At 50.7% G+C, this 12,380-nt stretch carries 10 protein-coding genes and 1 tRNA gene; 5 read left to right on the top strand and 6 right to left on the bottom strand.

From position 1 onward, the window contains the following. Positions 1 to 62 precede the first annotated feature (62 nt). Positions 63 to 1,910 carry an RNA polymerase sigma factor RpoD gene (rpoD, locus tag AC0XWG_RS10435; RefSeq protein WP_028017129.1) on the top strand — a complete coding sequence of 616 codons (1,848 nt, stop codon included), beginning with the start codon at positions 63 to 65 and terminating at the stop codon, positions 1,908 to 1,910. 88 nt (positions 1,911 to 1,998) lie between these two features. Here rpoD and mug read toward each other — a convergent pair whose 3' ends face one another. After that, entirely contained in the window at positions 1,999 to 2,505 is a 507-nt protein-coding gene (gene mug / locus AC0XWG_RS10430) for a G/U mismatch-specific DNA glycosylase (protein WP_028021370.1), read from the bottom strand. Positions 2,506 to 2,629: 124 nt separating this feature from the next. On the opposite strand from mug, the gene AC0XWG_RS10425 reads away from it, so the two are divergent. Next, positions 2,630 to 2,705, top strand: a tRNA-Ile gene (locus tag AC0XWG_RS10425). 296 nt (positions 2,706 to 3,001) lie between these two features. Here the strand turns inward: AC0XWG_RS10425 and AC0XWG_RS10420 are convergent. Then, positions 3,002 to 3,490, bottom strand: coding sequence for a hypothetical protein (locus AC0XWG_RS10420; RefSeq protein WP_032666808.1), 489 nt, complete (start codon positions 3,488 to 3,490; stop codon positions 3,002 to 3,004). A gap of 525 nt (positions 3,491 to 4,015) precedes the next feature. On the opposite strand from AC0XWG_RS10420, the gene AC0XWG_RS10415 reads away from it, so the two are divergent. Next, a complete protein-coding gene (locus tag AC0XWG_RS10415) occupies positions 4,016 to 4,840 on the top strand; it encodes a hypothetical protein (RefSeq protein ID WP_028017127.1) in 825 nt (274 codons plus the stop codon). A gap of 89 nt (positions 4,841 to 4,929) precedes the next feature. Here AC0XWG_RS10415 and AC0XWG_RS10410 read toward each other — a convergent pair whose 3' ends face one another. Beyond that, positions 4,930 to 5,613, bottom strand: coding sequence for an outer membrane protein (locus AC0XWG_RS10410; protein WP_028017126.1), 684 nt, complete (start codon positions 5,611 to 5,613; stop codon positions 4,930 to 4,932). Between the two features lie 367 nt (positions 5,614 to 5,980). Here AC0XWG_RS10410 and AC0XWG_RS10405 point away from each other — a divergent pair, with 367 nt between their 5' ends. Beyond that, entirely contained in the window at positions 5,981 to 7,150 is a 1,170-nt protein-coding gene (locus AC0XWG_RS10405) for a coiled-coil domain-containing protein (protein WP_128348157.1), read from the top strand. On the opposite strand, the gene AC0XWG_RS10400 is transcribed toward AC0XWG_RS10405, so the two are convergent. Next, positions 7,151 to 7,915 carry a siderophore-interacting protein gene (locus AC0XWG_RS10400; protein WP_134708011.1) on the bottom strand — a complete coding sequence of 255 codons (765 nt, stop codon included), beginning with the start codon at positions 7,913 to 7,915 and terminating at the stop codon, positions 7,151 to 7,153. It lies immediately after the preceding gene. Positions 7,916 to 8,061: 146 nt separating this feature from the next. Between AC0XWG_RS10400 and AC0XWG_RS10395 the strand changes: the two genes are divergently transcribed. Next, the gene (locus AC0XWG_RS10395; RefSeq protein ID WP_049007650.1) at positions 8,062 to 8,556 is read left to right on the top strand and encodes a PadR family transcriptional regulator; all 495 of its coding nucleotides are present in this window, start codon (positions 8,062 to 8,064) and stop codon (positions 8,554 to 8,556) included. Here the strand turns inward: AC0XWG_RS10395 and AC0XWG_RS10390 are convergent. After that, the gene (locus AC0XWG_RS10390) at positions 8,553 to 10,112 is read right to left on the bottom strand and encodes a methyl-accepting chemotaxis protein (RefSeq protein WP_475680564.1); all 1,560 of its coding nucleotides are present in this window, start codon (positions 10,110 to 10,112) and stop codon (positions 8,553 to 8,555) included. The genes AC0XWG_RS10395 and AC0XWG_RS10390 overlap by 4 nt on opposite strands. Positions 10,113 to 10,448: 336 nt before the next feature. Beyond that, positions 10,449 to 11,969: a methyl-accepting chemotaxis protein gene (locus AC0XWG_RS10385; protein WP_134708013.1), complete on the bottom strand. Its 1,521-nt coding sequence runs from the start codon at positions 11,967 to 11,969 to the stop codon at positions 10,449 to 10,451. Positions 11,970 to 12,380: the final 411 nt, after the last annotated feature.

The following is a 12,380-nucleotide window of genomic DNA, read 5'->3' as shown; positions in this document are numbered from 1 at the left end:
TTTAAAGGTTGGCAGCCCCATCGCCGACACCAATCAAACGAATTAAGTGTGGATACCGTCTTATGGAGCAAAACCCGCAGTCACAGCTGAAACTTCTTGTCCAACGCGGTAAGGAGCAAGGCTATCTGACCTATGCCGAGGTCAATGACCATCTGCCGGAAGATATCGTCGATTCAGATCAAATCGAAGACATCATCCAAATGATCAATGACATGGGCATTCAGGTGATGGAAGAAGCACCGGATGCCGATGATCTGTTGCTGGCTGAAACCTCCAACAACACTGATGAAGATGCGGAAGAAGCTGCTGCACAGGTACTGTCCAGCGTGGAATCTGAAATCGGGCGTACCACTGACCCGGTCCGCATGTACATGCGCGAAATGGGTACCGTTGAACTGTTGACCCGCGAAGGCGAAATTGACATCGCAAAACGCATCGAAGACGGGATCAACCAGGTTCAGTGCTCTGTTGCCGAATACCCGGAAGCGATCACCTATCTGCTGGAGCAGTACGATCGCGTTGAAGCGGAAGAAGCGCGCCTGTCGGACCTGATCACCGGTTTTGTCGACCCGAACGCCGAAGAAGATATGGCACCCACCGCCACTCACGTCGGTTCTGAACTGTCTCAGGAAGAGATGGATGATGACGAAGACGAAGATGAGGAAGACGGCGACGACGACAGCAGCGATGATGACAACAGCATCGACCCTGAACTGGCGCGTGAGAAGTTTGCCGAACTGCGTACCCAGTACGAAGTGACGCGTGACACCATCAAAGCGAAAGGCCGCAGCCATGCCGCCGCTCAGGAAGAGATCCTGAAACTGTCTGAAGTGTTCAAACAGTTCCGCCTGGTGCCAAAACAGTTCGACTACCTGGTGAACAGCATGCGCGTGATGATGGATCGCGTACGTACCCAGGAACGCATCATCATGAAGCTGTGCGTTGAGCAGTGCAAAATGCCGAAGAAGAACTTCATCACCCTCTTCACCGGCAACGAAACCAGCGAAACCTGGTTCAACGCAGCTATCGCGATGAACAAGCCGTGGTCTGAAAAACTGCACGACGTGAAGGACGATGTGCATCGTGGCCTGCAGAAGCTGCAACAGATTGAAGAAGAGACCGGCCTGACCATCGAACAGGTTAAAGACATCAACCGTCGTATGTCCATTGGTGAAGCGAAAGCCCGCCGTGCGAAGAAAGAGATGGTTGAAGCGAACTTGCGTCTGGTTATCTCTATCGCTAAGAAATACACCAACCGTGGTCTGCAGTTCCTGGATCTGATTCAGGAAGGCAACATCGGTCTGATGAAAGCGGTAGATAAGTTTGAATACCGTCGTGGCTACAAGTTCTCCACCTATGCAACCTGGTGGATCCGTCAGGCGATCACCCGCTCTATCGCGGATCAGGCGCGCACCATCCGTATTCCGGTGCATATGATTGAGACCATCAACAAGCTCAACCGTATTTCTCGCCAGATGCTGCAGGAGATGGGTCGCGAACCGACGCCGGAAGAGCTGGCTGAGCGCATGCTGATGCCAGAAGACAAAATCCGTAAAGTGCTGAAGATCGCCAAAGAGCCAATCTCCATGGAAACACCAATCGGTGATGATGAAGATTCGCATCTGGGTGATTTCATCGAGGATACCACCCTCGAGCTGCCGCTGGACTCTGCCACCACCGAGAGCCTGCGTGCCGCTACGCACGACGTTCTGGCTGGCCTGACCGCCCGTGAAGCAAAAGTTCTGCGTATGCGTTTCGGTATCGACATGAACACCGACCACACGCTGGAAGAAGTGGGTAAACAGTTTGACGTTACCCGCGAACGTATCCGTCAGATCGAAGCGAAGGCGCTGCGTAAACTGCGTCATCCAAGCCGCTCTGAAGTGCTGCGTAGCTTCCTGGACGACTAACCAGTCCTGACAGTGAAAAAGCTCCCTTCGGGGAGCTTTTTTTTTGTTTATTCCCTCTCAGGGCGAGGGCATCAGGCCGGAGAGGCCCCTAAAGCCCCCGCACCATCAACGCCTCATCCAGCTCCCGATAAGCCTCTACCAGCTTATCCAGTGTTGCTCTGTTGAGCCCGCTCGGGTTCGGCAACACCCATACCTGCGTAACGCCAATCATAATGCTCTGCTTGCCCCACTTCGTTCCACGCTGGCTAAACGCCTGCTCGTAGGCCTGCTTACCGAGGATTGCCAGAGCTGCCGGCTGATAATCGTCTATTTTCTTGATCAGCTCCCGCCCGCCGCTACGCAGTTCATGCAGGTTGACCTCCGTTGCCTGCACCGTAGGACGCTCGACCAGCATGGTGATACCGCAGCGCGTATCCAGAAGGTGTTGCTCTTCTTCGGGCTTGAGCAAACGGTCAGTAAACCCCGCCTGATGGATAACCTTCCAGAAACGATTCCCCGGATGGGCGAAGTGAAAACCGGTGTGCGCCGAGGACTTACCCGGGTTAATTCCGCAGAACACCACCCGCAGGCCAGGGGCCAGAATGTCGTTGATCATCTTTACTCCCACTGATACATCATTATGGAAGTATAAAGGATTGATTATGCATTGTTTATAAAAACAGCAGGCAGGTTTGAATGGCTGGATTGCTGCAAGGAGTTACTTTATAATTCACCGCCACGGCCCCTTAGCTCAGTGGTTAGAGCAGGCGACTCATAATCGCTTGGTCGCTGGTTCAAGTCCAGCAGGGGCCACCAAATTTTAGCTTTATAATCATATAATTAAGCCACTCTAGTGAGTGGCTTTTTTGTTGTGGGAATTGCGAGTGTCCCCTTTTTGTCCCCTGGATTTTTTTCTCAAGCATTCGCCAGGCTGCATCCTGCATAGCATTGTATGATTTTTTTATTACCCGCCTCTGATTTTTGCCGCCCCGTATGAAAGCACATAGCCAACTATCAATGCCCCAAAACACCCGGCGAATTTCATCCATGTACTTTCAAACCAGAAGAATGACCCCATAGCAAAAATCACAGCCAGAGAGGTGATGGTTCCCTCAATTGCGTGGGACATTAACGATTTTACAAATTTCATTCTGTATTCCTTTGCAATCCATAGGATGTCCTTCAATGAACACGAGGTAAGGCTCTAACTGCTGTTCAACGAGAAAGTAGACCATATCCAGATTCTCTTTTGACACCCTGGCGTATGTAGAGGGATATTTGGCTTTCATCCGTCTTGACGCTCTGGCTGATTCTTCAATAATCCCCTGAAACATCACGACGTTTAACGCGGCTGAAGCACTGAACCGGATAAAATGTTTGTACGCCTGATCAATCGCCAAGCGATTCAACATCAGACTTGCGGTTGTCTGAGCCAGTACAATTTGCCCACCTGTTCGCCCACCAATGCTTCCGGCTCCGTAACCCAATTTATTGTTTACGGCCTCTTTACCTTCATCATTGAGTTTCTGATAGAACGAGGTGAAAACGATAGTAATCAGCCTTCGCAAAGGTGACTCAGCATTACCCAAGCTCTTGAGCATATAGAAAAAACGCTACGTCTCAACCTGGTTTCTTTGTTTGGCGCTTTCCCCGGCAAGTCCGCTTCCCTCCCAGCTTCTTACAACTCCCATGTAAGCTGTATTTGGTATAGAGGAGATCCCATCGAGAATCCCTAATGCAACCGGTTTAGCGTCCATATCTCATCCCTATTGCTCTGAACTCGAACAAAGAATAACCAGTCATTAGCAACGTATCCAAGAATTTTTTTCAGTTTCAGACTCCAACACAATATCACGCCAGCCCGCACCACGATTGGCATCGCGCATTTTTGTATATGGTTTGCTTAAACGCCGCCAGCACTGACACGGTCTGGCGATATGTTTTGAAGAAAAAAATGAAAAATGCTTAGGCTCCAAAACCTTAGGCGGGTGCGAATCATGTTGCGCAGCGCATGAGCGAGTTGCTGAGAGATGCGAGAGCATTTATAAGCAACCAATTACTCCACACGTTAAAGATTTTCGACTTAATGCCGTTTTATAACGTATCACACAACATTGAGGCTAAACATGATCGGTAATTTATTGGGCAATAAGGATTTTACACGTTACGTTGTCTACGCAACTCTCTTTGCTGTAGCCCTGAATAGGGCGCATGGTTTGTCGAATTTATTACGATTTGCATTACGCTATTTTGGTGTAGGGTATACAGACTCAAAAATGAAACACATGGATAATAAATGGTTTGATATTCAATTATTTAAAATCATAAATGGCATCAACATCTCAAATATTAATGACATCCGTTTAATCCAGCTTGGACTGAATGAAGGAAAATTAAAACCATCATCTTTCCTCCTTACTAGCTCCTGGGGCGATATCACCAAAAAAATGCCTACCAGGAAAAAAATAACATCAATTATTCTCGGCACGATGTTAATTTTGACAGGTTCTTTTTTTTGGTATACGCAAAACTCTATAGCGTATGGTTTTGCTAAAATTGATTTTGGAACATTTACTTATTATTTATCCAAAGATACATTAATAATTACATCGCAATCTGGTACTATTAACAATGCAACAATCCATAGCAAAGAAGATTGTATAAACTCCCGTAAGCTAATACCTAATGACTCAGTTTTTGCTCTGGCATGCAATAAGCTGTTGAATAACAGCCAATCTTATCAACGGTGGCTTGAACAAGAAATAGCCACAATAAACACATCTAAAAAATATTTACTTGCTTTGGCATATATATACCTGACTATCGGTGTAGTATGGTTGTTTTCACTGTGGCAATTTATTCGTGCTAATTTACAGGTTGTAAACTACAAGCGTTCTTTGGAAAATAAAAATGAAATTAAAAATAATAAAGAAGAACGAATATCAATGTAGCCAATCTGAGTTTAAAAAAAACACAAAAAAGCCAACCCCGTATTCCCACGGCGTTGGCCCTGTTTTAAAGCAGTGACATTTACAACAGGTTAAAAGACATAACGCATGCCAAGGGTAAATTCATTAGAGACGATGTGCGCTTTCATCTGCTCATCTTTTAAGCCACGCATGTTCGCATAGTTGTTATATCCACTTTCGATCTTACCCATATCGATATAGCGATAACCCAAATCGACATAGAGACGATCAACCGGCGTGTAACTTACGCCTGCGCCTAATGCGTAAGTCAGGTTGTTTTGCGTCGTCGAACCGTATTCACGGCCAGGATTACCCTGCCAGCCGTCGGCTTTAATCCTGCTCACACCAAGCCCTGCGGTACCGTAAACAGAGACGCCGTAGCCCAACTCATAATCACGATAGACGTTCAGCATCAGACGTTCTGTTTCAGTCTGAAGATGATCAAAACCGTTAGGGAAGGCGCTGGAGCCGTTGGTGTATTCGGTTTTCTGCTTAAAGGTGTATTCACCTTCAGTGCGCCAGCCATTACCAAACCGGTATCCCGCAGCAATCGCCGCACCGCCTAAGTGCTCTTTTTGTTTACCACCCACAAACTGCCCGACACCCGGACGGGAACTGGTATCCATCTCTTTGGCTCGCTGTTCAATCTGCAGGTATTTTGCGGAACCGTAATACCCTTCTTCGGTATTTGCTGCCAGAACCGTAGCCGGGATCATCGCGATCGGCAGGGCGGCTAAAATAGCTTTCATACTCATCTCTACTCCGTTGAAAAAATATTCCGCACGTCGAACAGTCGTCCGCCGATGTCAGGAAAAATAGTCAGTGAGAGGGATAGTAAATGGCCCGTCACGGGCAAACTATTCGGGTGATTATGGGTTTTACCTGGTAATATTACGTAGGGACTGGTCTTATTTTTCTAACAATAATTAGTAGTTTCAATGAATTAATATATGAGATTTTCAACGGACTGCGTGAAGCGTCTCACTTCCCCTCCACCTTCACAAACTGCAAAACTAAAGAAATCCCCCATCGCGCCGATCATCATCCGTGTGTATTATTTCCTGTAGCTTTTACAACAACTAACCTTAACTCAAATACTTAAGCGCCAAAGCGAAAGGCATCATGAGCACACCGATCAAACGGCTAGAAATCATTAAAAATGCCATTGAACTGGAAGATGACGACATCATCCAGAGCCAGCTGACACGCCTGAAAAATGAAGCGTTTGACGATGAGCTACAGGCAATCGTCGTGGCGCTTGAGCAGAAGAACTACACCGCGGCCATGGCGGCCATTACCGCCTGGCTACAGAGCCAACGCGCAATCACCCAGTGGCGCGATCCGCAGGTGGCGGCCAGCAAGCTGGAGCTGAAGGCGCTGGAAGAGCGTCTGCGCGATCTGATAGATCGCCGCAATGCGCGGGTGCAGCAGCTGGATGAGTTCAACGATCTCTACTTCTCCCGCCTCGGCCCGCTGATGCAGCAGATCCTCGCCCTGCGCAAAACGCTGGCGGAGCTGAACCTGCGTCGTCAACAGGCGGAAGCGCGTCGTCGCGAGGAAGATTACCGTCGCTGCCAGCAGTATATGGCGCAGGCTGTAGAAGTACTGGCAACGCTCACCCAGCGCTGGCGCGATCTGCCTGCCGATTCCGTGCAAGCCGCTGAAGCACGCAAACATTTGCAGCAGCAAAGTAACCTGATTGCCAACCTGCTGGCCGAAGCGCTGGAGCTTGAAAGCGGCTTAACGCGCGAAGAAGAGCCCGCGCGTCAGGCGTGCGACGAAGCCAACGAAGAGTACGAGAAATACCGCGAGCAGCACCACGATGCCGAAGTGCGTCTGCGTAAAGGAAAGGATCTCCCGGAAGAAGATCAGAACGAACTGAAGCGCCTCTGGCGCCAGGCGAGCAAGCTTTGCCACCCGGATCTGGTGGCCGACGACCTGAAAGAAGAAGCCAACGCGATGATGGTGCAGCTCAACCAGGCCAAACAGCGTGGCGACGTCAAAGCCATACGCTCTCTGGTGGCGCGCCTGCAGCAAGGCTTCGAGCCGCTGATGGCCAGCGACAGGCTGAACGATCTGGAACGTATCCGCAAAAAAATGGCGCAGGTCCGCGAGCAAATCGACATTTTAGTGAACGAGCTGGCGGAGCTGGAGAAAGAGGAATCCTGGCTTCTGGTGTCGTCGCTGAGCAATATGGAAGCCTACTTCGCTCAGCAGGAGAAAGCGTTGCACGAAGTTCGCGCCTCGCTCGAACATCAGGTGAGCGAAGCGCAACTGGATTCCGCAGCCTGATTATTTGGCGTGCCAGTAAGCGCTGGCACGCACCAGCTGCGGATCAATCGTTTCGGTTTCAAACTGGCGGCTCAGGCTTTTGACCACCTTCCCTTCACCGGTCAGCCAGATAAAGTAATCTTCCGCCGGAACGGTTAGCGTCGCCAGATGGTCCGCCACCGCCTGCTCGCTATGGCCAACAATCCAGGTGATGTCGAACGTGCTCAGGTGTGCCAGATAATCCTTATAAGATTCATCCCCAACCGTCACCACTGCATGAACGTCCGGGCGAACAGGCAGTTTTGCGATGCCTTCTAAACGGCGGCGCAGTGCGGGCATGCCGGACTCATCGCAGACATACAGCTGCCAGGCATAATCTTCCGGTACCACCAGCGAACCGCGTGGACCGCCGATCGTCAGCTTATCACCCGCCTTCGCCTCGACCGCCCAGTGGCTGGCAATACCGCCATCATGAACGAAGAAATCGAGCACCAGCTCATGATTTACCGCGTCATACAGCGGCGTATAGTCGCGCGCCTGAGGACGTACGCCGTCACCCCAGTCGATGCCGTCATCGGTGACTACCGGAGGCACAAACGTCGTCCCTGGAGCCGGGAAAAAGACTTTGGTGTGGTCATCAAAGCCACGGGAGCTAAAGCCCTCCAGCGCCTCGCCGCCTAAAACAATGCGCTGGAAACCCGCGCTAACGCGCTCAGCACGGAGCACCGTCAGCTCGCGAAAACGCAGGTCATTACGAACACGCTGTGGGTAACGGGTAGATGTCATTTTTAGACCCTTCTCAGGTGAATACGATATATCTAAATCAATTTTAAATGATAATGATTGCTAATCAGCAAGAATGCAAGATCTTTTAGATTGCATCTGAATATATCTTAGATATAGTTTAGATATATCAAAATGAAGGGCACAGTATGCGACACGAACACGATGGCGGCGGACGTCGACCGCGCTTTTTTGGCCACGGCGATCTGCGTCTGGTGATTCTGGATATCCTGACGCGTAATGCGAGCCACGGCTACGAGCTGATCAAAGAGATCGAAAACATGACTCAGGGGAATTACACCCCAAGCCCGGGCGTAATCTACCCGACTCTGGATTATCTACAGGATCAGGCCTTTATCCTCATTAAGGAAGAAGAAAACGGCCGTAAGAGCATTACGATTACCGTGGCGGGTCAGCAGTGGCTGGATGAAAATCAGGAACAGCTGACGCACATACAGGCACGTATCAAAGCGCGTTCCGTCGGTTTCCAGTTGCGAAAAAACCCGCAGATGAAGCGGGCGCTAGATAACTTCAAAGCGGTATTAGATCTGAAGGTCAATCAGGGAGAGCTCAGCGATGCGCAGCTTAAGCAGATCATCGGCGTAATCGACCGCGCAGCGCTGGAGATCTCCCAGCTGGATTAAGCCGGTGCGCGCTCGCTCACGCGGAAGATGCGTACCAGCTCTTTCAGGTGCATCGCCTGTTCGTTAAGGGATGCCGCCGCCGCGACAGACTCCTCCACCAGCGCAGAGTTTTGCTGGGTGGTGGCATCAATCAGGCCAATCGCACTATTAATCTGCGAGATCCCCTCCGTCTGCTCATGGCTGGCCTGGCGGATCTCACGCAGAATAACGTCCATCTCTTCCACGTTGCCGACCATCCCGTTGATCAGCCCACTCGCTTTTTCAACCAGGTTCATCCCGTCCTGGGTCTGGCTAGTGGAGCTCTCAATCAGCTCGCGAATTTCACTGGCAGACGATGCGCTTTTCTGAGCAAGCTGACGCACCTCGCCCGCCACAACCGCAAAACCACGGCCATGCTCACCCGCACGTGCCGCTTCCACTGCCGCGTTCAACGCCAGGATGTTAGTCTGGAAAGCAATGGCGTCGATCAGGTCGATAATGTCGGACATCCGGTTCGAGGTCTCGTTAATCAGGCGCATTTTGCTGGTCACCTGCTTCATCATCTCACCGTTGTTTTTAACCACCGTGGCGGCATCTGCTGAGAGGGTGGTCGCCTCACCGGTATGCGACGCGGTGTTTTTCACCGTAGCGGTGATCTGCTCCATGGAAGCGGCGGTCTGTTCAACAGAGCTTGCCTGCTCTTCCGTGCGCGCGGCCAGATCCTGGTTACCGGCGACAATCTGCGCGGCAGCGCTGGAGATATTCTCTGAGCCAGTTTGCACCTGCTGCACAATGTCCATCAGGCGTGTTTTCATCTCCATCAGCGCATGCAGCAGTTGACCCGTTTCGTCTTTACCGTGCGGCGTGATGCTGCCGGTCAGGTCACCCTCGGCGATGGCTTCAGCAAAAGTCACGGCCTGGCCCAGAGGACGGGTAATCGAGCGTACGATAAACCAGCCAATCAGGCTGCCTGCCGCCACGCTGAAAAGGGTAATCAGGATCAGCAGCAGACGGTTGGTTCTGAAGTCCCCCTCCACCTGCGCACCTGCGTCGTGCATTTCGGTGTTCTGAATGGCAATCAGCGCCTGCACCTTCGCTTTGTACTCCTGCTGCAGGTTAAGGGTCGTGGTCATCATCTCCCTGATAGCACCCGCGCGATCGTTATTCTGCACTGCCTGTAAAATACGGTAACGCGAGTCCAGATACTGCTGACGCACACCGCGGATATCCGCCAGTGCCTGCTGTGATTTTGCATCATGCAGCGCGTTGTTCAGCTCCCCCAGGATCACGGTGATATTCCCGCTGATCTCCTTCAGACGCTGTTGCGATTGCGCCGTATAGGTTCCCTGATCATCCAGCAACATGAGCTGCTGAGTGCTAATAAATTCCTGGAAGTTGTCGATTAACTGGTTCGCTTTTACCGTCGTAGGATAGTCACTGGTAATGATAGATTGCATCCCGTTATTGGCCCGGTTCAGGCTCAGCAAGGACAAACTCGCACTCACTACCATCAGGACAATTAATAGTCCAAATGCCAGAAATAATTTCGTGCCGATCTTTACGTCATGTAAGAACATATTTTCTCCATCGATATGATTATTTCTCAGACGATCGCTGTTATCGGTAACGAATTCGCTAACTTTATGACTTTGATCGTTTTTTTATTTCATAACCATCACAATGGATAGGTGGAGACTATTAATATTGCCCTATCGATCGTTACTCAACCATCGAATGCGGCTTTTTCAAAATAGCATCGTGGAAAATTGGCTTAGGCAGGAATAAATAACTGAGGTAATTTTTTTAGTTATTTAATATTAAATTAACAATAAAACACATCAATAATTACAACCTCAAATAATAAAGCCGTTTACCCCGTAGGGAATAAACGGCTTTTCTGGAACATGACCCACTCAATGGAGAACCGTCACCGCATCCTTAAGACGTCCGGCGCGGTGTTTCACCATGGCGGAAATGTGTGCGCTCTCCTCGACCAGGTCGGCGTTTTTCTGCGTGATGCTGTCCAGCTCTGCCACGGCACGGGTTAACTCAGACAATCCAGTTGCCTGCTCGGAGGTCGCGTGGCTAATCTGGGCAATAAGCTGGGTCACGTTTTTCACCTGCTCAACGATGTCATCCATTGTACGGCCTGCGGCGTGAACCTGTTCAGAGCCGGACTGCACCTTGCTGGCGCTGGCATCAATGAGCTTACGAATATCATTAGCCGCACTGGCGCTGCGGCTGGCGAGATGGCGAACTTCGCCCGCGACCACGGCAAAACCTTTGCCCTGTTCACCCGCCCTTGCTGCTTCAACCGCCGCGTTGAGCGCCAGAATATTGGTCTGGAAAGCGATGTCATTAATCAAGGAGGTAATCGAACCAATGCGCTGCGTGCTGTCGGCGATATCATCCATGGTTTTCACCACGGTCTGCATCGCATTCCCCCCCTTCGTTGCCGCACTGCTTGCGGCCACGGAAAGTTTGTCCACTTCTGCGGCGGTTTCAGAGTTACTCTGAACAGAAGCCGCCATCTGGTTCATTGTCGCGACGGTCTGCTGTACATTCGCTACGGTCTGGCGCGTGCGATCGTTCAAATCTTCATTACCCTGCGCAAGCTTGTCGCTACCATCGCGCACGCTCACCACCTGGCTTGATACGTCATTGATTAACCAGCGGCACATCAGCCCCAGTTGTCCTACCGCACGCAAGGTGAGCCCCAGTTCGTCGCTGCGGTTCAGGTGCTGTACGCTGTTGCGCTCACCGGTCGCCACTTTCAACGCCTGGCGCGCCACGTTCTCTACCGGACGGACAATCTGCTGCTCAAACATCAGCGTTCCCAGCAGCATCACCACCGCAGCCGCCGCGATCGGTATCCAGCCTGCGGAAGTCGTGACCAGCGTGGCCGCGAGCACAGCAAAAAGCGCCGCCATCACGCTGCGAACGCGCCAGCGCAGCGGCATTGCCGGGAGTTTCCCCAACCAGCCTTTACGTACCACCAGCCCTTTATGAATACGTTTCTTACAGCTTCCGTCATTCAGCGCCCGGTAGAGAGGCTCCACGGTGGCAATCTCTTGTTCCGTGGCTCTGGTGCGGATGGACATATAGCCCGTCACCTGCCCGTGACGCACCATCGGCACTGCGTTAGCACGAACCCAGTAGTGGTCGCCGTTTTTACGTCGGTTTTTGACAATCCCGCTCCACGGCTCGCCCTGTTGCAGGGTGTACCACATATCGGCAAATGCCGCCTTTGGCATATCCGGGTGGCGCACCATATTGTGCGGCTGGCCCGTCAGCGCGTCGAGCTCATAACCGCTCACCTGCACAAACGTGTCGTTAGCGTGTGTAATGTAGCTATGGATGTCTGTGGTAGACATTAAGGTGGTGTCATCATCCAGAGGATATTCATTCTGGCTGACATAGATTGGAGAAGACATCGTGAGCATCCCTTGCAGGTTATTTGAATGTTAATTTTGTGGATTTATGTTTTTTCGGCGGTAAACAATTTATCTTTAGTTGTTAAACTTGATAGAGATCGCAGATTTCACTTAAACCGCACTTTTTGTGAGATTTTATAATTCATTGATTTCAAATACTTTCGTAAAGAAATTACCTGCAAAGCATGATGTGTTAACGCCCACTTAAGTAGCAGCAAATGCCCCACTTTGGTGCGATTGCCTTTTCCCGCGTCTTTTTAAGCTCGCTGCCCTGGATAGCGAAATCCCGTTTCGGTTGTATCGGCATGATTAAATATTGTGCAACATAATTTTAACCTGGCGTTTATCCCGATTTTCGTTAAGTCAGCTGAAGTGGCGTAATCCCTGCAATACTTAACGCAGTATCATGTG

It is taken from the genome of Enterobacter sp. DVT3837, from assembly GCF_056238685.1.
The sequence above is the reverse complement of the archived record's forward strand: the minus strand, read 5'-3'. Positions and strand labels throughout refer to the sequence as shown.

Excerpts from the sequence above, each read along its gene's own strand:
- rpoD (WP_028017129.1), top strand. The coding sequence starts at position 63 with ATGGAGCAAAACCCGCAGTCACAGCTGAAACTTCTTGTCCAACGCGGT.
- mug (WP_028021370.1), bottom strand. The coding sequence starts at position 2,505 with ATGATCAACGACATTCTGGCCCCTGGCCTGCGGGTGGTGTTCTGCGGA.
- AC0XWG_RS10420 (WP_032666808.1), bottom strand. The coding sequence starts at position 3,490 with ATGCTCAAGAGCTTGGGTAATGCTGAGTCACCTTTGCGAAGGCTGATT.
- AC0XWG_RS10415 (WP_028017127.1), top strand. The coding sequence starts at position 4,016 with ATGATCGGTAATTTATTGGGCAATAAGGATTTTACACGTTACGTTGTC.
- AC0XWG_RS10410 (WP_028017126.1), bottom strand. The coding sequence starts at position 5,613 with ATGAGTATGAAAGCTATTTTAGCCGCCCTGCCGATCGCGATGATCCCG.
- AC0XWG_RS10405 (WP_128348157.1), top strand. The coding sequence starts at position 5,981 with ATGAGCACACCGATCAAACGGCTAGAAATCATTAAAAATGCCATTGAA.
- AC0XWG_RS10400 (WP_134708011.1), bottom strand. The coding sequence starts at position 7,915 with ATGACATCTACCCGTTACCCACAGCGTGTTCGTAATGACCTGCGTTTT.
- AC0XWG_RS10395 (WP_049007650.1), top strand. The coding sequence starts at position 8,062 with ATGCGACACGAACACGATGGCGGCGGACGTCGACCGCGCTTTTTTGGC.
- AC0XWG_RS10390 (WP_475680564.1), bottom strand. The coding sequence starts at position 10,112 with ATGTTCTTACATGACGTAAAGATCGGCACGAAATTATTTCTGGCATTT.
- AC0XWG_RS10385 (WP_134708013.1), bottom strand. The coding sequence starts at position 11,969 with ATGTCTTCTCCAATCTATGTCAGCCAGAATGAATATCCTCTGGATGAT.